The sequence below is a fragment of the Serratia sp. SM04 genome (assembly GCF_040280225.1).
Lineage (GTDB): Bacteria > Pseudomonadota > Gammaproteobacteria > Enterobacterales > Enterobacteriaceae > Serratia > Serratia sarumanii.
Window position 1 is genome coordinate 953,617 of record NZ_JBEOQT010000021.1, and the last position, 24,309, is coordinate 977,925.

Below are 24,309 nucleotides of genomic sequence, written 5' to 3' on the forward strand. Positions count from 1 at the left end.
GAGTGGCCTGGCGCCGTAGGGCGCCGGCCGAAATAGGGTCAGAACGGATTTTCCAGCGGTTCAGGGCTGAAGATCAGATCGTCGAGATCGCGTTGCCGCCGATCGTCGGCCAGCCAGCTGCTCAGGCCCAGTCGCTGCGCGCCGCCGAGCTGGATGCCGTGCGCCTGTTCTTTCGCCAGGATCAGGCGCACTTCCCAGACGAACTCGATGCCCAGATATTGGCGCACCCAGTCGCGCAGCTGCCGGCACAGGTCGGCGCCGGGCAGGAAGCGGTCATAGTCTTGCTGCGGCATCGGCCCCAGCTCGATGCGGAATTTGTGCTGAATATCGCGCACCGCGATGCCGAGAAAGGCCGACTCGCCGAGCCGCGGCGCACCGCGCCCGGCCTTGAGCCGAGCTTGTTCGCGCGGTTCCACCCGCAGCCAGTGCGGCACGTTTTCGACGATGCGCACCGGCACCTTGAAATACTGCTGCAAAATCTTGCTCAGGCCTTCCGGATCGCGGCTGTGGCGAATCAGATGACCGGCCATAAAATGTTTGGCGTGGGCGTTGATGCTGTCGCGTTCCTGCTGCGCCGGCTGGCCGATGCCGATCAGGCTCGACAGGTATTCGTCGAAGCTCCGGTTGTCCGGGCGATCCAGCGACACCGTCGGCTGCGCGTCGGCCCAGGCGCGGTAAAACAGCAGCGTCAGCCGGTGATGGAACAGGTTGGTGAACGCCAGCAGGGTGGTGTCCTGGTGGTGGTACACCCGTTCGCGCACGTATTCGGTCAGGTGCAGCGGCAGCGGCCCGTTGGGGCCGAACAGACCGAAGCTGAAGATCGAGACGTCGTGCAGCGGGCTGTTGGCGCGCGGCGCCACCTGCGCCAGCGTGGAGGGCGCGAACGACAGCGACGGCTCCTGGCCCAGGCGCAGCATCTCGTGGCGCGGCAGCGGCGCGCGCCCCAGCAGGTAAGGCTGGCCGCCCTGGGCGTCGATGCGGCGCAGCAGCTGAAACAGATCGTGCTTGTAAGGCGCGCTGCGCAGCCGCGGCCAGAAGTCGTCCGGCAGGCGATACAGCGCGTTGATCTGCTGCGGCGCCAGTTCGGTGGCAATCATCTCCGCGCTCATATCAGCGTCCTTTTGCCCATGCGCGCCTGCCAGTGGGCGATTTCGCCGCGCTGCTGGCTGGAGAGCGTCATCTCGGTGAAGGTGTTCATCGCCACCAGGCGTGAGAACAGGCGCTCCAGCACGCTGCCGAGTAGATAAGGGCTGTTGCCGGAGAACGCCTGCTCATCGACCGTCAGATCGATGGCGATGCCGCGCGCGAACACGATGGGGCCCGGCTCCGGCACTCGCCGATAGACCGGCCGCAGGTTGCAGTGGCGCACGCCCTGGATCTGTTTGGCGATCGCCGGCTCGCTCAGGTTGCCGTACAGCCCCAGCAGCTGGCGCAGGCTGGCGGCGCCCTGTTCCGGATCGCCGTCCATCATGCTGAGGTAGTTCAACTGCAGCTGGCTGATCAGCCGCCAGGTGATCATGCCTTCGGCCAGCGCCGGGCGCGGCGGGGTGGGGCCTTTGCGCAGCGAGACCTGCTTGATCGGGATCGAATCGGGCATCACGAAGTTGCCCTGATCCTGTTGCAGCAACATCAACGGCAGGTCGCGGCTGGTGCACAGCACGTCGGCGGTGAGGTATTTCAGATCGCTGTGCCACGGCGATTGCCGCTCGTCCACCAGCGACACGAACACTTCCGAACCGGCATAGCCGGTGCGGGTGCCGTAGCGGCGGGCGTGCTCCGACAGCGTGCGCTGTTCGCGCCGCAGCGAGAAGTAGGCGCCATAGTTGCCGTCGTCCGCGCTCAGGGTGCTGTAAAACGGCCGAAACTCTTGCTCGTAGCGTTTTTCGCTGGCGCTGCCGCCGAGCCGCTGCACCGAGAACACTTCGTAATCCAGCGGCCGGATATTGTCGACCACCAGATGGTATTCGTGGTTTTTTTCGTTGATCGCGATGCGTTCGGCGACCTTCGGAAACAGGTTGATCACCGGCGTGCAGTGCAGCGCCAAATGGGCGGCGTCGACCACCCGCTCCAGCGCGGCGTCGTGCCGATCCAGCAGCACCACGATTTCGAACTGGCGCAGCGCCTTTTTCCCTTCGCGCACGCTTTGCAGCAGCGGGCGCAGGCCGTTGACGCTGAAGAACTGGAAGCGCGCCGGGAAGGCGAAGTACTCCTGCAGCAGCCGGTAGCCTTCGAAGTTGCGCAGGTCGTTGGGCAGCAGCGCCTGTTCGGCGGCGAAGCCCTCCTGCCGCAGCCCGTCCAGCGCCAGCGCCCGCCGCTGCGGCTGCGGCTCCACCGTTTGGCAGACAAGCCCGACGCTGTGCTGCATCAGCAGTTCCAGCAGCTGCTGCGCCTGCATGTCCGGCCCGGCCAGGTAAAACATCAGCTGATCCAGCTGCAGGTTGTTGAGCGTCACGCTTTCGTAGCACTCGAGACGAATGCGCAGCGCGCTGACGCAGCCGCTGTGCTGCAGCCCCAGCGAGGCCAACGGGATATCGGCCGGAATGCCGCCCAGCTCGACGGCGGCGATGCGCACCGGCTGCAGCGTGACGTCATGGGCGGTGGCGTAGCTGCAGGTGATGCCACTTTTCTTCAGCGTCTGGCTGTCCATCATGGTGCCGCGCGGCACCACGAAACCGTTGCTGATGTCACCTTTGCTGCTGTCCGGCTGCAGTTCGGCGATCGCCATCGACGGCGTCGGCGACAGGTAGTTGGGGTAGATGATCTCCAGCAAGCGCTGAGAAAAGCGCGGGAACTCGGCGTCCATTTTCAGCTGCACGCGCGAGGTGAGGAAGGCGAAGCCCTCCATCAGGCGCTCGATATAAGGATCCGCCACGTCGATGCCGCGCATGCCGAGACGGCCCGCGACCTTCGGGTACTGTTCGGCGAACTCGGCGCCCATCTCGCGCAGATAGGCCAGCTCGCGGTTGTAATAGTCTAAAAGTTTACTGTCCATCGCCTTACCCTATGTCTTTCAGATCGAAGTGGCCGTTTTCCAGATCCACATCGGTACGGAACAGAAACTCCAGCGGATAGGGCACGCACCACAGGCGGCCCTTGATTTCGATCGACAACACGTTGTGCAGCTCCAGTGAGCCGGTGTCCGAGATGCAGCGCACCTGCAGCCCCTCAGGTAAAATGCGCGGCTCGAAATGGAGAATGGACTCGGTCAGCGCGCGCTGAATGTCGAGCCATTCGATGTCCGACATGCGCTTGCCCGCCAGCGAGGCGATGCCGTAATTCAGGGTGGAGCGCCGCACCTGCGGAAAATCGCCGAGATCCAGATTGGATTCGCTGTTGACGCAGTTGAACAGCCACTGCAGATCGCGCAGCACCCGGCGGCGCAGTTCGCTGTGCGACACCAGGTTGCGCACCTGCGCCTCCTGTTTTTTCTGCGGCTCGTCGTCGGTCAGCATGTCGAGCAGCACCGGCTGCATTTTGTCGCGTGACGTCAGGCGTTCGCTGTCCTGACGATAGCGATAGCCCTGGCGGTGCAGATCGCCGCCGTCGTAGTGGGGGGGGCGCTTGTCGTTCATGGTCAGGCGCTCGCGTCGAAGCTCAGCTGCCGCAGGCTGTGCAGCGGGAATTCGTCGCTTTCGCTGAGCCAGGTCTTCAAGCCCAGCCCCGCATAGTGGGTGCCGTCGCCCAGCGGTTGCCATTCGGTGCGTTTGCCCAGCAGCAGCGCGTCGTCGCTGTCTTCGGCCAGCGGGTAGCGGGCGGGCAGTTGGCACACCTGTTCGCGGCCGTCGGTCAGGCGCACCAGCGCATGGCTCCACACCAGATCGATGGCGCTCTGCGGCGCCTGGAACTGGATCGCGGCGATGTCGGCGAACGGCAGCCAGTAGTAAACGCCGTTCAGCGCCAGCTCGCATACCGGGCCGAGGCGGCCGTCACCGTCGGTCAGCCAGTCGAAACGCAGTTGCCGTTCTTGGTCGCCTTCGGCCAGCGTTAACCGCCCGGCGCCGGCCGGGGCGGCCTCCAGCGCTTCATCGCGCAACGCCTGGGCCTGTTCGGCCGCCCCTTGCGCATCCTGATGCAGCGCCTGCACCATCAGTTTCAGCCAGGGCTGATCCTGCCGCAGCAGCGCCGGCGCGGCCGTGCCGGCAAACACCGCCTGGCGTTGCAGCTCGGCGTTGACCGACTGCATCAGCAGCAGCGTGGTCGGTTGAGCGATCGGTTTCAACGCCTGCCAGGATTTCAGCTGCGCGTTGGCGCGCGTCCAGTTGCCGCTCAGGCACAGCAGTTGCACCAGCGCGGCGCGCAGGTCGGCATCCGCCGGTTTCGCCTTGATATCGTTTTCGACGGCGGTGATGGCCGCGCCGATCGACTGGCCTTGCAGCATGCTTGCTAATGATTTCACAGGCTTTCCTTATAATCAGTGAGTGGCGCCGTTAACCGACAGGTAGCTGCCGCTGGCGGGATCGACCCGGTCTGCGGCCAGCTTTTCCACCAGCTTGAAGGTCAGCGGAGCGGGGGCGCTCAGCAGCGGTTGCCAGGCGGTTTGCGCCTGCTGCAGGCGCTGTTTGATCTTGTTCTCGTCTGCGGCGTCGACGCGCGGCATTTCAACGATCGCTTCGCCGTTGAACGCCCACGCGTGCAGCTTCGGTTCGAAGCTCAGCAGCAGGAAGCTGCCCGGCGCCTGCGGGTTGCCGCCCAGAACCAGCCGCTGGGCGTTGGCGCTGACGACGGTCAGCGCGCGATCGCCGCCGTTGATCTGCGCCAGCGGATAGCCTTGCAGGAACCACAGCGTCGGCGAGAGGGTTTGCCCGCCCTGTTGCAGCGTGACCGCGCCGCTGCCCTGCAGCCAGCCGTCCTCGCCGCAGCGCAGCGCGTCGCCGGCGGGAATGAACAGCGCGCCGCCGTTGGCTTCGTCACGCCAGAAGGTGCGGAAGTGGCAGCCCTGCGGCAGGCTGAAACGCTGAGCCGGCGCGGTGTCCGCTTGCGGAGAGGTCACGGCTACCGCCGCAGGGATCGCCGGCTGCGGCGGGGTCTGCGGCTGCTCGACGGCCTCCTGTTTGACCACCGGTTTCCAGCCGCGCGCTTTGGCGGCCTCGCCGCTGGCCAGCTTCTCACCGCGCTTGTCGGTCAGCGTCCAGGGCAGGTGGCCGGTTTTCGGGCACTGCTTTTCCAGCAGATTGCCGACGCGCGGCAGGAAGTCGTTCAGCACCGCCGGATCCTGGCTTTGCGCCGAGACGATGCGCAGCGGGATGCTTTTGCCGCACCAGCTTGCCGGATTGCTGTTTTTGACGTCATCGATAAACACTTCCAGCTTCTGGCTGGGGGAGTAAACCAGGCGATAGTTCATCGCCTGCGCGGTCGGCACCGCCATCAGGGCGACGAGCCCCGGCATCCAATATTTCATAGTGAACCTTGCTGTGAATGTGCGCTGCTCAGTCGCGGCTCAGAAACCGCTCCGCATCCGCCAGCGAATGCAGCAGGGTGGTTTCCTGCGGTGAGCCAATCCAGACGGCGATAGCGCTGTAGTTATCGCTGTTATTGTTTTTCTTCCATGCCTGCTGCATCAGAGCGATCCACTCGTTGGGGGAGTTGACCATGTGCAGCGACTGTTCCAGTTCGGCCTGGCTGAAGCTGTGCCAGAAGCCGTCGGTGCACAGCAGGAAAACGTCGCCGTCTTCCAGCTGCAGCACGTCGCTGTAGGTGGCGTCGCGCTCTTCATTGAGCCCCAGTGCGAAATACAGCAGGTTGCTGTTGATGCCGTTGGTCTGATAACCGGCGTCCTGCATCTGTTGGATCAGGCTGTGGTCGGTGGTAACGGCATGCAGGTAGCCGCGGCGGAAGAGATACAGGCGACTGTCGCCGGCGTGCGCCCAGTAGGCCAGCTGATAATCGCGATCGATAAACAGGCTGACCAGCGTGGTGCCCATCTTGCTGTATTCGTCCGACTGCCGCTGCTGCTGGTGGATGGCGGCGTTGGCGCGCGTAATGTGCTGGCGAATGCTCTGGGCGTTCAGGTGCTTTTCGCCGTCGAAGTTTTGCAAAATGGTGTCGCGCGCCAGTTTGGCGGCGATATCGCCGCCCGGAAAGCCGGCGATGCCGTCGCACACCACGAAGCAGGCGGCGCGGTTGCCGAGCACCTCGCCGGTCTGATCCTGGTTGGAGGCGCGGCCGCCCTGGTTGGAGGTAGAGGCTATGGTGATATTCATTACGCGTCCGGTTTGGTCTGTGAGTCTTTGTATTGATTCACTTCAACGTCATAGGCGTGCAGGAAGGCTTCGCCGAACAGGGTGTGGAAATCGTCCTCGATCTCGCCGGAGGTTTGCTGATAGTTCTTCACGAAGTAGTCCCACAGCGCAGCCTTGCGGTTGGCGGGCAGCGACAGGCGCGGCGCCACGCCTTCCTTGCGCGCTTCCTCTTCGAGACGCTCCGGGTTGAACGACTGCAGCATGGCGGCGATGATGGCGCGAATACCGGCGATCATCCCCAGCTGGTGCGCCTGCAGGTCGATCAGCGCGTCGCGCACCGCCTGCTCCGGCGGCATAAAGCCCGGCATCTGGCTGCCGAACATCTGCATCAGCACCGTTTTGCCCGAAGGCAGCAGCTTGAACGGGTTGTTGGCCTCGTCGAGGATCATGGTCATCTCGGCCTTCACGCCGCGCTTGAGGATCGAGCGGGATGAGAGCAGGGCGACGGTGCCTTGCGAGAACAGGCTCAGCAGGCGGCCGGCCTGGCGGATCTGTTGTTCGTCGAAGTGCGGCTGCGGCTGCAGATCGTCGAGACCGATGCCTTGCAGCAGCGCCGCCAGCAACGGCCCTTCCAATGTGTCGCCATTCGGCGCGGCGGCATGTTGCCGCTGGGCGGACTGGTAGGCAACCGGATCGATACCCAGGCGGTTGCCCTGGCGCGGGCGGGGCGGCTGCACGGGTGGTTCCTGCTGGCTGAACTGCGGCGTGGGTTGGGGCTGCGGCTCGGGGATTTGCACGGGCGGTGGCGTCGGCTGTGGGCGCGGCGCTTGCGGTTGTGCGGCGATCGGCGGCGGAGACGGCGGCGCGGGCGGCTGTACCGGTTCCTCCGGCTGGGCCAGCGGCACGGCGCCGCCCATCAGCAGCCCCAGCGGATCGTTGCTGTTCAACGCTTCTGGCGAAGCGGGAGCGGATGAACCGCCGAACAGCGCCAGCGGATCCAGCTCTTGCTCCGGTTGCTGCGTTTTTTGGGTGGGAGCCGCCGGGCGCGGCGGCGCAGCCTGCTCCGCCAGCAGCGCGCTGGGGGTGGTATCGGCCAGGATGTGTTCGCGCTCAAAGGTGGTGTCGGTGTTGAACAGCGCCGCCGGATCGGTTTGCTGCTGTTGCAACTGGCGCAGATCGACATCGCCCGCCAACTGCGCCAGCGGATCGGCCGGGTTCAGCTCGCGAGCGGGGGTATCCAGCAGCGGGTGGTTGCCTGGATTGGCGACCGGCGGCGGTGTGACTGTGGCGGCGGCCGGCGCATTCGGCGTGAATTCTTCCACCAGGCTGTCCCAGATTTCGTTGGGGATTGGCGCGGCGGATTTTTCTTTGGCGGCGGCTGCAGGGGCCGTAACAGCGGCAACGGCGGCGGCCTTGGCCACCGCTTGAGCCTGTGGCGCGGCGTGCTGTTGCAGCGCGCTGACTTCAATCTGGTAATCGTCGATGCCGAGCACGTCGCCGTCCTGCAGTTCAACCTGGCGGCCACGTTCCAGCGGAATGTCGTTCAGCAGCACGCGGGTAACGTTGCCGCGGTTGGTGATGCGGCATTCGCCGTCAGCGGAGATATGCACAATCGCCTGCAGGCGAGAAATGGCGCGCTCTTCGTCCGGCAGCACCAGGTTGTTGTCTACGCTGCGGCCGATGGTGCCGCCCGGCGGCAGAAAATCGCAACTGCTCTGCGGCGGAACCTGGCCGCTTTTATTTTTTACAATGGAAAATCGCATAAGGCATTCCTGCTGATGGGGATTTTAGACTGCTTTGGGCGTATGTTGATTTAGTCATCTAATCAGATGGCTAACTTCTATTCTTTTCTTTTTTGTAATAGGTTTTTTTTGGTAGTTGAGTTAAGTAGATAAAGGTGAATATCAAACTGCCGTAGTGTATAGAGTCATAGTTATCGTTGCCTAGTGGGTAGAAGAGATTAAGAAAATCATTCCCGTATGCAAAAATTGAGAGCTGTATGACACCCATGACAACCACAATGAGACAGTTGAAAACAAAAAATGGATAATTGTGTTTGCGAGCCGATAATTTTTTTAAGTAATATAATGCCACTAAAGTTATGAGTGACAATGAAAAATAGGAAAGTAAGAATCCATATGAGTAAGTTGATAGCGTGACGTCTGGAGTCATGTTAATAATCAATAAATTTTAATTTTCTTGAGTTGATAACTTTATGAAATTGGATTCAACAATCCTGACTATTACTTAGAGTAACGTTTAAAAATGGCTTCAGCTTCACTGGCGTTCTGCAGTGAAAGACAATCTAAAGTATGGTAAGTCCCTTGAACTGAGCCTTGGCTATTTTTATTTGCGTACTGTTCAGCCAGTTTTTCACCTTGTTCAAATGCATCCATCGGCAGTTTACTCAATTCTAAATAGGCGGAAGCGGAACGGAAGGCGTCTTGCTTGGTTCTTTCTGAGTCAATGGACTTCCCAATGCAGCGGCTGGTTAACCAATTTTTATATAGTGCCTCTTGCGATAAAGCATTGAGCGAGTTTTCAGCAAGGGCTACATGGCTTCCGAGCAGCAGAGACATTAAAAAGTACGTATATCTTCTCATCCGAGATAACCTTTGATACGAGCCGTCGTTTGAGCAACTTTGATATCAGTTGTCGTCTTTCCCTTGGTACTTCTTGATGATGGCTTGCAACGCTTGGCTATGTACAAGATCGATGCACTTTGCCATCGTCATCGGCTCCCCAGACATGCTGTCATAGGGCTTTGCCAGAAATTCTTTTGCCAGCGCCCTGACAGCGGTATGCGCTTCCAGAGAATAATCGCCGAACTCCATGTAACCCCTGGCGGCAGCGGCGGCATCGTTTTTGACTTCTTTTGCTGAGTACCCCTCGGCGATACAAACGCTAAGCGCGTAGTTTTTGAGGTACTCGGCAGGGGAGTAGTCAATTTTTGTCGCTGCATTAGCGTTCAACGTTGCGGCGATGGCCACAGTCAGTAAGATTCTTTTCACTGATTATTTCCGAGGAGGATTTTCATTTATTCTATCCGGATTGTCTTTCACCCAATTATCATTAGGGCGCTGAACATAGTCTTTCGCAAGTTTGTCAAGATCTTTACTATGGTACATATCCATGCACTTCATTAAGTCTAAGCGGCTTTTCCCATCCTTAGCATTGTAATTCTTTTGCAAGTACTGCTTTGTCAGCGCAATGATAGGGGATTCTTCATCACGAATTGCATAGTATGACCACGCATCGATTCCATTCGATGAGGCAATTGCATCTTTGCTGGCTTCTGGTGATGTCTTATAAGCGACTGAAATGCAGTAGGTTAGAGCGATATCTTTATAGTTTTGCAAATAGTTTCTGTATGCTGCCTGCGGTGGCCACTTTTCAATAGGTTCTTCTTGATTTTTCTGTGCTATAGCACAAGTGGCATATAGACAAAAAAAGGAGATAAGGATTTTTTTCATCTCAATACCCAAAAGTTAGCGTAATTTGTTGTATAGCGAGCTTCTGGTTCATTGAAATAACAATGATCATAACAATCGCCGTTCCCATTCCAGAGCGTAGCATGTCCTCCGGCATCGCTCCAACCTGCAATTTCAAACAATATGATCCCCTTCTTTCCTGCTAATTCACCACCACCTGGAGGAGGGAACTTGACTCGAAGGTCGGGTTTGCCCCAGATCTTTGTCAAATAAGCGATAAGATCTTTAACTCTAAAAAAATACCATTGACGATCGGCACCTGATACGGTCTGATCTTTTACATAAGGAATGGGAAAGCCAGATTTATTCAAGATGTAGCTCATGCGTACAGCGCAGGTGTTTTCCCACTTTCCATTAGGCGCAATATTCATGGCTACACGCCCACCGATAATCTCGGCAACATTCTGAGCTGAATATTGCGCGTTATATATTTTAGTGCTTGCAGCCCATGCGGCTGAAAAAATGGGGCGGTTATTATTCATTGTTATTTCCCTATATTAGACCCCCGGCCGTAACCGGGGGGCATACAAATTAAGCTTCGCGGTTTTCCTTGATGTTCCAACCTGCGCTGCTTTCGGCGCCTTTGCCGCCTTTGTCGCTCTGCTCCCAGTATTGCTGTTTCACTTTCGCCGCCTGGAAGGAGTAGGTGACGCCCACGGTGTCTTCGCCGCCTGCGCCGGTGTACTGCACTGCAGTGACCAGCACGTCGTCCAGGGTGATTTTAACGTACTCAACCTGAGTACCGCCCGCCTTGCAGACAGACAACTCAACCTTGGTCAGGTGCTTACCGCTGGAGCAGTGCTTCAGCAGCGCCGGGGTTGACTTGTCGACCAGCGCGTTAACGTGCAGATCGTTGAAGCACACTTTGCCGGCGCCACCGCCGCCGCCAACGCCCATATTGCCCGGTTGAGAAGCGCCCCAGGAGAAAGAAGTAATGTCGGTCCAGCCTTTGTGATTCGAATCTTTAGATTCGCCGCTGGCACCTTCAACTTTCAGGAACATATCAATAGCCATAGTTTCTTCACTCTTTATTAAGGGTTAACAGTAGTATTAACGTTACGTTGAAAAACTCAGGTAATAGCAGCAGGAATTGCAAGTGTGGTAATGCATTACCAATTTATATCCTTGTGCCATGCACCTTATTAAATACCGAAAACTATCGGTACGGGTTACCGAGCCACTATTAAGTGCTAATGGCTCAATGCTTAATTATTTCGCGTTATCTTGGTCCATGTGCGTTCTGGATTGCCTGCTATGAGCAAGCATGCAGTTAAACCAAACCTCATGCTTTTACTGGTCAGCTGATGGAACACTAGCTTAATTCCCAAAACCAGACTTCTTTGCAGTTAAAATAGCAATGGGAATGGCAGGTCAATAGCGAGTTTTCTGGTTCAATAAGATCAATGTGTCCGCCATCATAGTTGGTTATTTTATTGAAGAACACGACGCCTTTTTTATTACCGATACCCTTCTCTGCATCTGGAGCATTAAAGAAAATGTTGGCTTTGCCAAAACTACTGGAGCGATGCAACTGATCGGCCAGCAGTTTGGCTCCAGGTTCAATCGTTTTACCCTTATAGGCGCCTTTTTTGATTGGCAGGCGGCCTTTGAAGCTGATGCCGGCTTTCAACAGCGCCAGGCTCATGCGGACGGCACAGGTATTGGCATAACCAGGGTTTTGCTTTAGAAGCGTATCAAGCTCATAACCAATCTCAGCGTAAACGGCTTCTGCTGCCAAATATCCCGGGCTAGAGTAATCAGAGGAGTAATGGCTGCTTTTTAGCTGACGATATAAAGGTTTCATGCTTTGCCTCCTTTGCACGGGAAGCGAGTTGCAAGAGCCTCTTCAATCAGGGGGGCAGCCCTTTCGTGCAGGCGCGCAGCGGGAAGTTTATTAAAGAATTCGAACACAAACTCCTGCAGAGTGACGGTTTGTAGCTGGCTGTATTGGCACCAGCTTTTTCCTTCCGTCGCGTCCAACACGCCCAGCAAATAAATTCGCGCTTTCTCTTTTTCCTGTTTATCTGCACTGCGATAGAAACGGAAAAAGTCGCTGCCTGGCAGATTGACATCATCGGACGTCAAATGCGCTATCGATGTCTGCTCTGCGAAAGCTGGCGGCGTGGCGGAGAGCGAGCAGACGACAGCCAACAGCGATGCCAGATAAAACCGTTTTGTCTTCATCTTTCTTTCCCTGTGATGAGGTTGATGTATCAGCCAGGCCGCACTATCGCGGCCTGACTTCAGCCCATCAGGACGCGTCGTTTTGCTTCAGCGAAGGCAGCTTCGACACCAGGCGCAGGGAGACGGTCAGGCCTTCCAGCTGGTAGTGCGGGCGCAGGAAGAACTTGGCGCTGTAATAGCCCGGGTTGTCTTCGATCTCTTCCACCTGCACTTCCGCCGCGGCCAGCGGTTTGCGCGACTTGGTTTCCTGCGAGGAGTTGGCCGGATCGCCGTCCACGTAGTTCATGATCCAGTCGTTCAGCCAGCGTTCCATGTCGTCGCGCTCGCGGAAGGAGCCAATTTTGTCGCGCACGATGCACTTCAGGTAATGCGCGAAGCGGCAGCAGGCGAACAGGTACGGCAGGCGCGCGGAAAGCTGGGCGTTGGCGGAGGCGTCGGCATCGTAGTATTCCGCCGGCTTCTGCAGCGACTGCGCGCCGATAAAGGCGGCGAAGTCGGAGTTTTTGCGGTGCACCAGCGGCATAAAGCCGTTTTTGGCCAGCTCGGCTTCGCGGCGATCGCTGATGGCGATCTCGGTCGGGCACTTCATGTCCACGCCGCCGTCGTCGCTCGGGAAGGTGTGGCACGGCAGGTTTTCCACCGCGCCGCCGGATTCCACCCCGCGAATGGCGGTGCACCAGCCGAACTCTTTGAACGAACGGTTGATGTTGGCGGCCATGGCGTAGGCGGCGTTGGTCCAGGTGTAGTTGCCGTGGGTCGCGCCGTCGGTGTCTTCTTCGAAGTCAAACTCGTCCACCGGGTTGGTGCGGATGCCGTACGGCAGGCGCGCCAGGAAGCGCGGCATCACCAGGCCCAGGTAGCGTGCGTCTTCCGACTCGCGCAGGCTGCGCCAGGCAGCGTACTCGGTGTTCTGGAAAATTTTGGTCAGATCGCGCGGGTTGGAGAGCTCCTGCCAGGACTCCATCTGCATTACGCTTGGCGCGGTGCCGGCGATGAACGGGCAGTGCGAGGCGGCGCCGATCTTGGCCATTTCGCCCAGCAGCTCCACGTCCTGCGGGCTGTGATCGAAGTAGTAGTCGCCCACCAGGCAGCCGAACGGTTCGCCGCCGAACTGGCCATACTCTTCTTCGTAGACTTTCTTGAAGATCGGGCTCTGGTCCCAACCCACGCCTTTATAACGCTTCAGCGTGCGGCCCAGCTCCTGCTTGGAAATGCTCATAAAGCGGATCTTCAGCATCTCGTCGGTTTCGGAGTTGTTGACCAGATAATGCAGGCCGTGCCAGGCGCCTTCCAGCTTCTGGAAGTCGTCGTGGTGAATGATCTGGTTGATCTGCTGCGACAGCTTTTCGTCAATTTCCGCAATCAGCGCCTGAATGGTACGGTAGGCGTCGGAAGAAACGGTGACGGTGTTTTCCAGCGCCTGCTGCGCCAGGGTTTTCACCGCGTTCTCGACCGCTTCTTTGGCCTGATCGGTCTTCGGCCGGAACTCTTTGTTCAGCAGCGCGCTGAATTCATCGCTGGAAAAAGTCTCGGTGGTCTGCAACGCATTTTGTTGCTGAGGCGAGTTGCTCATCGATTAATCCTCACGCTCGTTGTTTTCGTCGTTAACCGCCGGCTTCGGCGCGTCGGTCAGGGATTGCAGCAGCGCCGGATTTTGCAAGATCTTGGAGATCAGCTCTTCGGCACCGTTCTTGCCGTCCATGTAGGACAGCAGGTTGGAAAGCTGGGTGCGGGCGTCCAGCAGATTGTCCAGCGCGTCGACCTTGCGGGCGATGGCGGCGGGGGAGAAGTCTTCCATGCTTTCGAAGGTCAGATCGATGTTCAGCTTGCCTTCGCCGGTCAGGGTGTTGTCGACCTGATAAGCGACGCGCGGCTTCAGCGATTTCATGCGCTCGTCGAAGTTGTCGACGTCGATCTCCATGAACTTGCGCTCTTCTACGCTGGCTTGCGGATCGACCGCTTTCCCCACCAGATCCGCCATCACGCCCATCACGAACGGCAGCTGGATTTTGCGCTCTGCGCCATAAATTTCGACATCGTATTCAATCTGTACGCGCGGCGCGCGGTTGCGGGCGATGAATTTCTGCCCGCTGCGGGATTTCGAGTTTGACATGATTTACTCCATCTAATGGCGATTGGGAACGCGCCTCGTCCGGCTGGGAGAGTCAGGTTCTGATTCGGGTCTGCGCAGGGGCAGACGGTATCGGATGCGTCAAGAGAACAAAGGTCGGCGGCTAGCTGTTCTCCTCGTTGTCGGGGCGACCGAGAATGGTCTCCAGTTGGTTAAGCCCATCGGGCGCCAAATCGCGGACGATTTGCATAAAGTCCAGCGTAATCAACCGCTGGACCCGATCGATCATCAGCGGCGCCGGGTGGCTCGGCTCATGAAGACGAAAATAGTTTTTCACCTTGTCCAGCATCAGCTGGGCGTCGTCGCGCGACTGGATCTGCGCGCTGCGCCAGTTGAGCGGGGCGGTGGCGCTCTGCACGGCGGTTAGTGGCTGCACGGCGGCGGCTTCCGGCGGGGCGTCGGGTTCGGCGGCGGCCGGGGCATCGCTCTGGCCGGCGAGCGCCACCAGCGAAAAGACCTTGGTGAGCGCGCTCATTTCCGGCAGCGCGCTTTCCCCCAGATGACGGGTCACTTCGCCGCGAATGGCGCTCAGGGTGTTGGCGATGCGCGCCACCAGGGCGCCTTCGGGGCGATCCTGTTGCGCCAGTTCATCCTGCAGCCGTGCGCGGCCGCCGGGAAAGTTGGGGCACTCCTGCTTGCTGCCGTCGAGCAGGGCGCCGGCATCGCGCAGCGAGATTTCACCGGCGGCGCTTTTCAGCAGCGGCGCGGCGCGCACGCTGGCGGCCAGCGCGGCTTTGTCGCCAAGGTCGGCCAGCGCGTTGATGCGAAACAGTGGGTCGGCCTCGCCGTCGAACTCCAGCGGCGGCTGCAGGGCGTCCCAGTAACGGGCCATCGACTGGTGGATCAGCGTCAGCCCGTCGGCGTAGCCCGGCAACCCGCGCAGCTGGGTCCAGGCGCGGGTGAGATACAGCATGACGCGCAGGTCTTTGGTGCGCGTCAGCAGCGAGGTCGCGAGGCGTTCGACCTGCACCCAATCCGGCGCTTCTTCCGGGATGATGGTGCTGCCGAACTGTTGTTCGGCCTTGCCGGTGGCGGCTTGTTCCATTGCCAGAAAGTCGGCGTCGTATTCCAGGTTGTCGCCGCAGGGATTGTCCGCGTCGACCGGGGTCAGCAGGGTATCGGTGTCGATAGCCATAAAATTTCCTTCAACGAGCGATGTTAATCAAACATTTGCGGGTACTGGCCGCCGCGGCCGGGGCGCGCCCAGCCGTTGGGCTCGAACAGCAGTGAAAACAGCTGCACGGTGAGGTTGCCGCTGTGCACGTGGGTGTAGAGCGGGTGTCCGTCGGCCTGATTGGTCCACCAGAAACTGGTGTACTGCGCCGGGTCGAAACAGTCGGCGGCCTGTTGCCAGCCGAGGCCCGGCACGTCCGGATGCTGGAAACCGATAATCGACAATATCTCGGAATCCGCTTCCGCCGGCGGGCTGGGCAGTGCCGGGATCGCCTGCAACGTGCGGTCGATCTGCTCGGCGGAGAAACCGTTGCGCACGCCGTTCAGCAGGGTATAACCGAGCTGTTGGTACCAGCTCGCCGCCATGTTCAGCTGTTGCGGCCGCCAATCCTGTTGGCTGAACAGGCGCAGCGCGCAGATCGGGTAGCGTCGCCCGACGCGATCGCGCGCCGGCAACAGGCAACCCATCTGCACGTACGGGCTGCCGAGCGTGGCGGGGATCACGAAGTTCCACACCGGTGCGTTGCTGAACGGGTGGCCGTTCGGCCCCTGCGCATCGCGCTGCAAATTCACCAGCCCGTTATGGAACCAGTGGGCCCAGTTGTTGACCACCGGATCGGGCAGGCGGCGTTGCAGGAAGTCGCCGGCGGAAGGGAGTTTGCCGTACCAGCCGATGCTCGTCGGGGCGCTTGAATCAGTGCTCATGGTCATGTCCTTTCGGGGCTACGGGCACGAGAAGGCCGGCAGTTGGAACGGATTGCGAATGCTGTTGGGCGTGAACTCCAGCGTGACGCGGTGGCCGTCAAGATTGAAGGTCGCCTGGCGGCCGAGGCCGCCGGTGCCCGAAGACTGCGCCATATCCACCAGGCGGTTCAGCGCCCACGGCCCGCTGGTCACCAGGCTGGCGGTGGTGCCGTTGGCCAGCGCCAGCTGCAGATGCACCTGGTTGGTATTGCGGGTGCCCGGCCAACTGACCACCAGCGGCACCTGCGGGCCGTGGCTGTATTTGAACAGCTGCCCGTCGATATCCAGCGTCAGGTTGAGGATGTCGTTATCCATCCGCACCGGCCGCACGGTCACGCGATAAGAGGGCGTCGCGGTGCCGTTGGCGAAAAAGGCGTCGCGGATGCGCTGCGCCTGCTGGAACGACCGCAGGATGCCCTCGCCGCCGGGCAGCGTCTTGCCGTCCACGCCGGGGGTAAAGCGCCAGTTGGCGCGGGTGGTGTCGACCTTGCCCTGCAGGTTGTCGCGGAAGAAGCTGTCCATCAGCCCGCTGTTCGGCGCGAACATGCGCGCCAGATCGTCCGGCGTCACTTCCTGGCGCGCCCGGGCCACCAGCGGATAACGGCCGGCGATCGCCTGGCGGCAGAAACTGCCGACCTCGAAGCTGATGCGCTTTTTCACGTTCTCCATCTCTTTGCGCTGGGTGTCGCTGCTGGCGCCGATCGCCAGCGACAGCAGCATCTGTTTGAACGGCACCGGCAAGCGGCCGGATTCGGCCTGCAGACGCGGGATGATGTCGCTCGGTGGCGCCGACATGCCGCTGTTGGCCGCGCCCTGAACCGCCGTCAGATAGCTGTACAGCTCATCGACCTGCTTGAGCACGCTGTCGAAAGGGATCGCCTTATTGCCTTCGCCCTGGCTTTGCGCCAGCTCCAGCAGCGGCGCGAAGTGCGCCATCACCAGCTGTTCCGGCTGGGCGGATACGTCGCCGTCGGCGTTGGCCGGCCGGTTGGTGAACAGCGCTTCCAGCGTGCGGTTGGCGTTTTGATTCAGTCTGTCTTCGGTTTTGGCCAGCAGCGAGCGGGAGTCGGCGTCGCTTTTCTCGTCGCGCAGGGTGACGTTTTTGCTGACGTTGACCAGCAGGTTACGCATCGGCGATGGATTGCCGGACAGCAGGCGCGCGCTGCTGATGCGCTGGGTCAGGTTGCCGATGTTGGCCAGCTGGATATCCCCCAGTAGCTCATCCCAGGCGCTGATGAAGTCCTGCATGTACAGCTGGCGGATGGTCTTGGTCAGGTCGGCGCTCTTCTGCTCCGGCGTCTGGCTGTTCAACACCCAGACGTCTTCCTTGCGCAGGGTGTCGGTCACCGGATCGATGTTGTCGTTGAACGCTTTCCAATATCCCTGCGAGGTAAACAGGCCCGGCACGCCGTCGGTCACCGGTTTGCCGCTTTTGCGGCTGAATGCCAGCTCGGTCTGCGGGCCGGCCAAATCGACCAGGCTGACCGGCTTGATGTCGGTCTGCTTCAGCAGCAGGCGCTTGAGGCGGCCGTAGACGCGCTGCGACAGCGGCGCCCGGTTGATGGCGGCCTGCGCCTGCGCCACCAGCGGGTCGTCTTTGGCGTAAGGCGAGGCCTGGATCTGCGCATCCAGCAGCTGGCCCAGATGCCATTCGATCTGCTGCAGCTGTTTCTGGGTGCTGCCCTGCGGCAGGTTGCGCTGCAGGTTGAGCATCACCCAGGCGCGCAGGAATTTGCCGTCGTACTGCTTTGGCAGATACAGCATCTGGTAGGCCTTCAGCGCTTCGTAGCTGAAGTCCGCATCGCCGTGGTTGTCGTTGCGCAGCGTGGCGGCGATCTGTTGCGCCACCTGCGGCAGCAGCAGCTCTTTCAGCGCTTTTTGGTACAGCGCATTGCCGGCGTCGCCCACCTGATCGCCGCGGAACAGCCCCATGCGGTAGGTGAACGGCGGATCGTCCAGCGAAAAGTTTTGGCTGTCCGGCAGGTGCAGCAGGCTGTTGAGGAACGGCAGCAGCGAGAACATGTCGCCGTTGCCCAACTGCGTCAGGTTTTGCCCCTGGCGCTCGACGCCGGGCACTTTGGCGGCCACTTCCGCCAGATAGGCCTTGTTGTTGCCGTAGCTGGTGAACCAGAGCATCGCCAGCACCGCCAGGATCACCGCCAGCGCGATGTAACCCGCCCAGTGCAGGGCGCGGTTGCGGTATTCCCACCAGCGGTTGCTGCCCGCCAGCCCGGATTCCTGGAAGACCACCGATTCCAGCGTCTCTTTCAGGAAGAAGCTTTGGCCCTTGGCCGCCGGGATTGGCGCTTCCTGGCCCACGCTGTCCCAGGCCGCGTTGGCCTGCGCCCCTGAGTTTGCCGTCGGCAGCTGCAGATAGCGGTTCAGCTCGCCCATCACCCGGTCGAACGGTAGGCCTTCCTGGGTGCCGCTGGTGAAATAGATGCCGCGCGGGGTAAAGCGGGTTTCAAAACTGGAGGTGGCGAACACCTGCTCCAGGTATTGGCTCAGCAGCGGGCGCAGCGCGGCGAACTCCTGCGGGAACAGGTAGCTTTCGGCGCGCTGGCGCGCGTCGTGCTCCATCAGCAGCGTATCAGGCAGCGCCGCGTCCAGCCGCTGTTGCAGCAGGGCGTATTGCTGTTCGAAAGCGGCGTTCAGGTTGAAGTCCGACTGCCGCGAGCGCTCGTAAGGGAAGGTGAACCCCCAGATCTGGTCGCGCTGTGCTTTGTCGAAGCTGCCGAAGTAGGCCATAAAGCCGTTGAGCAGGTCGGTTTTGGTGACCAGCACATAGACCGGGAAGTGAATGCCCAGCTGTTCGTGCAGTTCGATCAGGCGTTTGCGCAGCGCGCTGGCCTGGGCGGCGCGCGCTTCGGCGCTGTCGCTCAGCAGATCGGCGACGCTGATGGTCACCATCACGCCGTTGATCGGCTGACGGGTGCGGTATTTTTTCAGCAGCGCGACGAAGCTTTGCCACTCGCCGGCGTCTTCTTCGCGCTGGCTTTCCTGCGTGGTGTAGCGGCCGGCGGTGTCGAGCAGCACGGCGTCGTTGGTAAACCACCAGTCGCAGTTGCGGGTGCCGCCCACGCCGCGCAGCGCGGATTTGCCGAAGCGATCCGCCAGCGGGAATTGCAGGCCGGAGTTGACCAGCGCGGTGGTCTTGCCGGCGCCGGGCGCGCCGATGATCACATACCACGGCAGCTGGTACAGGTACTGGCGGCTGAAACGGGTCATCCAGCGGTGTTTGCCGTCGCCCTGGCCCGGTGTGAAGCGCGCCTTTTTCAGCAGCTGCGCCGCTTCGTCGAAGCGCTGCGCCAACTGATCGTCTTGTTTGACCTCGGGCTTGCCGTCTTCCGCCGGCACCGCTTCGGCGGCGCGCAGGTTGCTCAGCAGGCGGCTGTTGAACCAGGCGCTGTAGAGGCGCGGGATCAGGCGGCACAGGAACCAGATCAGGTAGATAACGCCGATGGCGATCTGGCGGTTGAGTTCCGGCTCCAGCGGGCGATAGTCGCCGATGGCCACCAGCGGGCCGATCATCCAGATGATGAACGCCAGCGCGGTAATGCCGACAAAGCCCCACAGCAGGCGGCTGGTGATGATGGAGAATAACGTACTGAGCATTACTTTCCGGTTCCTTGCGGCAAGCCGTTGATTTCCGCCTGGGTATTTTCCGGGGCGACCAACAGCGTAATTTCTACCCGGCGGTTCAACGCGCGGTTCACTTTGTTATCGTTCGGCGCGACGGGGTTGCTTTCGCCGCGGCCCTCGGCCTTGACCCGCTGCGGGTTGGCGAGGTGCTTTTGCAACCGGGCGCTGACCGCTTCGGCGCGCGCCAGCGACAGCTCCCAGTTGGAGGCGAAACGGGCGCTGCGGATCGGCACGTTGTCGCTGTAGCCGGTGACCAGGATTTTGCCGCTGACGCCGTTCATGGCGGCGGCGATGCGGTCGATAACCGGAATATAGTTGGCGCGCACCGTGGTGGCGGCGGAGTCGAACAGCCCGTCGCCTTTGAGGATCACCACGCTTTGCTGCGCTTCGTCGCGCACCACCACCAGCCCTTCGGCGATCTCTTTGCGCAGGAAGCTTTTCAGGCTCAGCGTCGGCGGCGCGGCCGGCGCCGGGTTACCGATCGCCACCTGCGGCAGATTGGTTTGGTAAATCGCCGCCAGCACCGGGCTGGTGTTGTCGCCCAGCCGCCAGTTGAGGGCGATGAACAGCAGCGAAGCCAGGAAGCCGGTCAGCGCCACGCAGGCCCACAGCGGCACCAGCGGGCGCCACAGTTTCTGCTGTACCGGCAGATCCAGCGCATGGGGCGACAGCGGCGGGGCATAGCCGCCGCGCACCGACCGGATCAGCTGCAGCAGGCGCTGCTTCATGGTTTCCAGCTGCGAGCGGCCGTTTTCCATCACCCGATAGCGGCCTTCAAAGCCCAGCAGCAGGCAATAATTGATCAGCTCCAGCAGGTTGATGTGCTCGCGCGGGCTTTGCGACAGCTTGGCCAGCAGCTGGAAGAATTTCTCGCCGCCCCAGGTTTCGTTATGGAAGGTCACCAGCAGCCCGCTGCCGGACCACACGCTGTTGCTGCCCCACGGGGTCAGCGCCGCCGCTTCATCCAGCGCGGTGCACAGGCAATAACGCGCGCCGATGATCACCTCGTACGGCAGGTTGGCGCGTTGGCCGCGGATCTCGAAGCGGCGCATTTCGTCGATCAGCTGTTGGCGCAGCTGCGCCGGGTTGGCGTGCATGGCCGATTGGCGGATCTGCGAAATGGCGTTCAGCAGCGGGTTGGCGGCGTCCACCAGCGGGTTGGCCGCCGGCGCCATGCTATTTTCCTGAGTCATAGGTTACCGGTCCGTATGGCTGCGAATCGCCCAAAATTCCATGTCCAGCCCCGGGAATTCGCCCGCCAGGTGCAGGGCGAAGGCGCTGGATTTTTCCATCTGTTTCCACAGGTCGCCGCCTTTTTCCAGCTCGAAGTAGGTGTAGCCGGCGTGATAGGGGATCTGGCGCGGCGCGGCGGGCATGGTGCGCAAACCGATGCCTGGCAGCTGCAGCTGCACCAAATCGCGGATGCGTGTGACCGGGGCGATCTTCATCTGCGCCGGGAAATGGGTCAGCAACACCTCGGCGGCCACGTCGGCGCGCACCGCCAGCACGAAGCCGAAGTCGCGCATCATTTTGGCGTCCTGCACGGTGGCGACGTTCAGCCCGTGGGAGCGTTCGACCAGCGTCAGCTGAATGGCGTTGTCTTCCAGCACCACCGACAGCCCCTGGCGCAGCAACAGCATCAGCTTGCCGAAGCACAGCGCCAGGTTGTCGTGGTCATACACCGGCAGACGGCCTTCCGGGGTGCGCTGCGCCGAGAAGCTGGCGAGCTCGGTGGCGAACTGCAGCCAATCGGCGAACAGGCGCTCCGGGTGCAGATGGTCGAGGTGGTAGGCGTGGCTCACCTGGCCGAGGTGGCGGTTGATCAGCTGCAGCAGCATGAAATCGACCATTTCGGAACTGCCGCCGCGGCCCGGCTGCAGCAGGCGCTGGCTCATCTGCTGGCTGCGCTGTTGCAGCAGGCCCTGCAGATCGTTGATGAAGGTTTTCAGTACCGGGTTGCCCTGGCAGTTCAGCATCGGCGGGATCTGCGCGGTATCGAGGCGCAGGCTGTTGTCGCCGCGTTTTTCCAGCACGCGGGTCACGCCGAGCGCCGTCCATTCGGCGTTGAGCTCGCTCTCCAGCATCAGCCGCAGGCGCAGGCGGCCAAACTGCAGCGCCGCGCTGCCCACCGAGACGGCGTTGAGATCGTCGACTTCGTTCTCGTAAGCCAGATAGCGCGCCAGCGCCTCCGGGCTTTCCTGAAAGATCACGTCTTCACGCCCCGCGCGGTAGGTCGGCAGGGCCAGCACTACGTTTTCACCGGTCTTGTTTTCGGCGATGGTCAGCGGCGCGGGCGCCTGCTGGGCGCCGGCGAAGCGAAACGGCGTGCCGTCCGGCATGATGCCGCTGGCGGCGTTGAGGGCAATCTTGCCCTGGCGCAGCAGCGTTTGGTCCAGATCCAGGGTGAGGAAACCCCAGAAACAGCCGCTGTGGGCCTGGCCCCAGTTGCGCATATAGCCTTCGAGATAGTTTTCCGCCTGCTGGAAATGGTGGGGGCGCAAAAACATCCCCTCCGTCCAGACAACCTTATGAGCATCTTTCATCATCACACCTATAGTTACTTCGCTTCAGCGCAGCGGTAGGTCAGTCGACCTTTTTTACGGGGCGCAGGCCACTCACGCCCGCGACGATATGCGCTTCCAGCTCATCCGGCGAGAATTGCCATACCTTATAGAAATTGGTTTCGGTGGGTTCCGGCAGCGGCAGTGAAAGGCGCCAGGTTTTGCCGTCCAGATTTTGATATTCGGCGATCACGCCGATGTAGCGCGCATCCAACGCGCTTTGCCCGCCGAGTTTTTTGCCGGTCTGGCCCGGCGTCAGGAAGAACTGATCGCTGTCCAGCAGGCTGTTGCCGAGCACGCTTTTGGCGTCGTTTTGCAGACTGAAGAAGTCGGCATCCATGAATTCCGCATCCGAACGCAGCAGCAGCACGCGAATTTTTATCGGCGCCGGTTGCGCGCCGGCGGCGGCGTTGACCTGGCGATCGGCATCGAACACCAGGCTGTAACGCGACGGCACGCTTTTGGCGGAAGACATGCAGCCGCCGAGCGCCAACGCGCCCAGCAGCAAAAACAGCATCCCGCACCAGCGGGAAGCGATAGGGGTCGTCATCATGGGAATCTCGTCGCCCGCAGGCGTGCTGACTACTGGAGGATCCAGGTGGCTGAGCCGGCGTTTTTACACGCCTTGCTGTCGCCGCCGACTTTGACGCAGTCCTGTTTGGCGGCGCGCGCGCGGCGCGGCAGATCTTTGCGCAGCGTCGATTTGTAGCGCGCTTCCGGTACGCCGGCGTTGGCCTGGATGTAACCCACCAGGTCGCCGCCCCGGATGGCGGAGATCGCCAGCCAGTTGTTTTCCACTTCGCCCAGCGCGTAGAACGCGGCGGCGTTGTCCAGGCTGCCGACGGCGGTGCCGGTATAATTCGGGCTGCTCATGATGCTGGCGGCGTACAGGCTGCGGTACTCCTCACCGATCGGCTTGAACTGTTGCGGCGCGCTCACCGCGGCGCGGTGCTTTAGCGTGACGCCGTTGACCTCACTGCTGACGATGGCGTCGTTATTGAGCGCCGGCGGCGGTGGCGGCGGCGTGGAACAACCGGCAAGCGTCAGGGTGGTCAGCAGCGTCAGGGTAATCCGTTTTTTCACAATATCCTCTTTGCTCTTGTTGAATGGCTGTGTAATAGGGCGCCGTCATCAGGGCGCAAGCAGCAACACTTTTAATTGGCTCGGCACGATGCGCATGCCGAGCGCGTTGGTGGAATTCTGCAGGCTGAGGCTGGTCAGCCGGGTGGCCGGGGTGCCTTTGAGCAGCACGGTAAAGGCGCCGGTCAGGTGGCGGGACGGCCCCATCACCGTCCCGGAAGCGACGCCGGTGGCCACGCCGGGGTTATCGCCGTTGGTCAGCGGCGTCACCGTCGCCATGTTGTGCGCCGGGGTGCCGACGAACAGAATGTTGAACGCGTTCGGGATGGCGGTCGGTGCCAGGGCGATATCCGGGTAGGGCACGGGTACCGGCGCCGGGCTTGGCGTCAGACAGACGTCGGGAAACGCCAGGTCCACGCCGATCATTTGGCTGTTGGCAAACATAAAAGGCCTCCGCAGGTTATCCGACGTGGATTTGTTCCGAATCCAGCTTGGTGATGTCTTTTGAAGTAATGAGCGTGTTGCGGGCATGAATGCGGGCGTAATCTTCCGCCTGGTAATCCAGCCGCCCGGCGCGCACGTGCTCGGTTTGGCGCACTTTGCGGAACAGCGAATGGCTGATCTGGCTGACCGAATGCCACAGCGACTCGCAGCGTTTGCCGACCAGGCGGCTGACGCTGACGAAGGCCGACAGCTCTTCGCCGCTGTATTTCATCTTGTCGACCTGGCAGTCGCCGCTGTTGGCCTGCAGCGTCATGGCGTCGCCGCTCAGTTTCAGCGCCTGCGCGCCGTGCAGCGACAGCGAGCCGCTCGGCGTTTCAATGTGCAGATCGCCTGCAACGCTCAGCCGCGCCGCACTTTGCGGTTCCGCGCGCTCAAGGACGGCGATCGCCCACAGCTGGTGGCCGCAGCCGGCGACCAGCACGTTATCGCCGAGTGCCGGCGTCAGCAGGCAGCTCGCCGCCCGGCGGCAATGCCAGCCGCGGCCTTCGCACTCCACCACCAGACTGCCGTCCGGCAACAGGTTGACGACCTGGCCGGCGGCCTGCTGGGGCGGTGCGATGTTGACGGCGCGGGTTGTGTTGGCAACGCTCATGGTGATCCCCTCGTGAAGTGGTCAATGC

General features: G+C 61.1%; 25 protein-coding genes. All 25 read right to left on the bottom strand.

Features of this window, described 5'->3' with window-relative positions; genetic code table 11:
- Positions 1-38: 38 nt before the first annotated feature.
- A complete protein-coding gene (gene tssG, locus ABTW55_RS18960) occupies positions 39-1,109 on the bottom strand; it encodes a type VI secretion system baseplate subunit TssG (protein ID WP_060421565.1) in 1,071 nt (356 codons plus the stop codon).
- Positions 1,106-2,992 (bottom strand): type VI secretion system baseplate subunit TssF, encoded by a 1,887-nt coding sequence (gene tssF, locus ABTW55_RS18965; RefSeq protein ID WP_049211930.1) that lies wholly within the window; start codon positions 2,990-2,992, stop codon positions 1,106-1,108. Before tssF ends, tssG begins: the two co-directional genes overlap by 4 nt.
- A 4-nt stretch (positions 2,993-2,996) precedes the next feature.
- Positions 2,997-3,572, bottom strand: a complete 576-nt coding sequence (locus ABTW55_RS18970; RefSeq protein ID WP_047571529.1) for a type VI secretion system baseplate subunit TssE — start codon at positions 3,570-3,572, stop codon at positions 2,997-2,999.
- 2 nt (positions 3,573-3,574) lie between these two features.
- Positions 3,575-4,396 (bottom strand): type VI secretion system accessory protein TagJ, encoded by an 822-nt coding sequence (locus ABTW55_RS18975; protein WP_265093611.1) that lies wholly within the window; start codon positions 4,394-4,396, stop codon positions 3,575-3,577.
- Between the two features lie 15 nt (positions 4,397-4,411).
- A complete protein-coding gene (locus tag ABTW55_RS18980) occupies positions 4,412-5,398 on the bottom strand; it encodes a hypothetical protein (protein WP_039565453.1) in 987 nt (328 codons plus the stop codon).
- Between the two features lie 28 nt (positions 5,399-5,426).
- Positions 5,427-6,200, bottom strand: a complete 774-nt coding sequence (locus tag ABTW55_RS18985) for a PP2C family serine/threonine-protein phosphatase (protein ID WP_049234725.1) — start codon at positions 6,198-6,200, stop codon at positions 5,427-5,429.
- Positions 6,200-7,942, bottom strand: coding sequence for a type VI secretion system-associated FHA domain protein TagH (tagH, locus tag ABTW55_RS18990; protein ID WP_060421563.1), 1,743 nt, complete (start codon positions 7,940-7,942; stop codon positions 6,200-6,202). The genes ABTW55_RS18985 and tagH overlap by 1 nt, the downstream gene beginning before the upstream one ends.
- 480 nt (positions 7,943-8,422) lie before the next feature.
- Positions 8,423-8,758: a T6SS amidase immunity protein Tai4 family protein gene (locus ABTW55_RS18995; protein WP_230199928.1), complete on the bottom strand. Its 336-nt coding sequence runs from the start codon at positions 8,756-8,758 to the stop codon at positions 8,423-8,425.
- A gap of 69 nt (positions 8,759-8,827) precedes the next feature.
- Positions 8,828-9,175, bottom strand: a complete 348-nt coding sequence (locus ABTW55_RS19000; protein ID WP_202637606.1) for a T6SS amidase immunity protein Tai4 family protein — start codon at positions 9,173-9,175, stop codon at positions 8,828-8,830.
- Between the two features lie 18 nt (positions 9,176-9,193).
- Positions 9,194-9,652: a T6SS amidase immunity protein Tai4 family protein gene (locus ABTW55_RS19005; protein ID WP_033653617.1), complete on the bottom strand. Its 459-nt coding sequence runs from the start codon at positions 9,650-9,652 to the stop codon at positions 9,194-9,196.
- On the bottom strand, positions 9,649-10,152 hold the full coding sequence (locus ABTW55_RS19010; RefSeq protein ID WP_071883819.1) for a type VI secretion system amidase effector protein Tae4: 504 nt from the start codon (positions 10,150-10,152) through the stop codon (positions 9,649-9,651). Before ABTW55_RS19010 ends, ABTW55_RS19005 begins: the two co-directional genes overlap by 4 nt.
- A 49-nt stretch (positions 10,153-10,201) precedes the next feature.
- A complete protein-coding gene (locus ABTW55_RS19015) occupies positions 10,202-10,684 on the bottom strand; it encodes a type VI secretion system tube protein Hcp (protein WP_004961372.1) in 483 nt (160 codons plus the stop codon).
- A gap of 298 nt (positions 10,685-10,982) precedes the next feature.
- Positions 10,983-11,474 carry a T6SS effector amidase Tae4 family protein gene (locus ABTW55_RS19020; RefSeq protein ID WP_033653618.1) on the bottom strand — a complete coding sequence of 164 codons (492 nt, stop codon included), beginning with the start codon at positions 11,472-11,474 and terminating at the stop codon, positions 10,983-10,985.
- The gene (locus ABTW55_RS19025; RefSeq protein ID WP_060421560.1) at positions 11,471-11,854 is read right to left on the bottom strand and encodes a Rap1a/Tai family immunity protein; all 384 of its coding nucleotides are present in this window, start codon (positions 11,852-11,854) and stop codon (positions 11,471-11,473) included. Before ABTW55_RS19025 ends, ABTW55_RS19020 begins: the two co-directional genes overlap by 4 nt.
- A 67-nt stretch (positions 11,855-11,921) precedes the next feature.
- Positions 11,922-13,427: a type VI secretion system contractile sheath large subunit gene (tssC, locus tag ABTW55_RS19030; RefSeq protein ID WP_016927259.1), complete on the bottom strand. Its 1,506-nt coding sequence runs from the start codon at positions 13,425-13,427 to the stop codon at positions 11,922-11,924.
- A gap of 3 nt (positions 13,428-13,430) precedes the next feature.
- Positions 13,431-13,967: a type VI secretion system contractile sheath small subunit gene (tssB, locus tag ABTW55_RS19035; protein ID WP_033635026.1), complete on the bottom strand. Its 537-nt coding sequence runs from the start codon at positions 13,965-13,967 to the stop codon at positions 13,431-13,433.
- 121 nt (positions 13,968-14,088) lie between these two features.
- Positions 14,089-15,120: a type VI secretion system protein TssA gene (tssA, locus tag ABTW55_RS19040; RefSeq protein WP_060421555.1), complete on the bottom strand. Its 1,032-nt coding sequence runs from the start codon at positions 15,118-15,120 to the stop codon at positions 14,089-14,091.
- A 23-nt stretch (positions 15,121-15,143) separates the two neighbouring features.
- Positions 15,144-15,863: a type VI secretion system-associated protein TagF gene (gene tagF, locus ABTW55_RS19045; RefSeq protein WP_033647808.1), complete on the bottom strand. Its 720-nt coding sequence runs from the start codon at positions 15,861-15,863 to the stop codon at positions 15,144-15,146.
- An 18-nt stretch (positions 15,864-15,881) separates the two neighbouring features.
- A complete protein-coding gene (tssM, locus tag ABTW55_RS19050; RefSeq protein WP_060421552.1) occupies positions 15,882-19,517 on the bottom strand; it encodes a type VI secretion system membrane subunit TssM in 3,636 nt (1,211 codons plus the stop codon).
- Positions 19,517-20,719: a DotU family type VI secretion system protein gene (locus ABTW55_RS19055; protein WP_080431134.1), complete on the bottom strand. Its 1,203-nt coding sequence runs from the start codon at positions 20,717-20,719 to the stop codon at positions 19,517-19,519. The genes tssM and ABTW55_RS19055 overlap by 1 nt, the downstream gene beginning before the upstream one ends.
- Before the next feature lie 21 nt (positions 20,720-20,740).
- Positions 20,741-22,087: a type VI secretion system baseplate subunit TssK gene (tssK, locus tag ABTW55_RS19060; protein ID WP_033638522.1), complete on the bottom strand. Its 1,347-nt coding sequence runs from the start codon at positions 22,085-22,087 to the stop codon at positions 20,741-20,743.
- Between the two features lie 40 nt (positions 22,088-22,127).
- On the bottom strand, positions 22,128-22,658 hold the full coding sequence (gene tssJ, locus ABTW55_RS19065; RefSeq protein ID WP_048321733.1) for a type VI secretion system lipoprotein TssJ: 531 nt from the start codon (positions 22,656-22,658) through the stop codon (positions 22,128-22,130).
- Between the two features lie 29 nt (positions 22,659-22,687).
- Positions 22,688-23,188 carry a type VI secretion system accessory protein TagV gene (tagV, locus tag ABTW55_RS19070; protein ID WP_060421546.1) on the bottom strand — a complete coding sequence of 167 codons (501 nt, stop codon included), beginning with the start codon at positions 23,186-23,188 and terminating at the stop codon, positions 22,688-22,690.
- 48 nt (positions 23,189-23,236) lie between these two features.
- Positions 23,237-23,629, bottom strand: coding sequence for a DUF4150 domain-containing protein (locus ABTW55_RS19075; protein WP_004934933.1), 393 nt, complete (start codon positions 23,627-23,629; stop codon positions 23,237-23,239).
- Between the two features lie 16 nt (positions 23,630-23,645).
- The gene (locus tag ABTW55_RS19080; protein WP_060421542.1) at positions 23,646-24,281 is read right to left on the bottom strand and encodes a DUF3540 domain-containing protein; all 636 of its coding nucleotides are present in this window, start codon (positions 24,279-24,281) and stop codon (positions 23,646-23,648) included.
- Between the last annotated feature and the right edge of the window lie 28 nt (positions 24,282-24,309).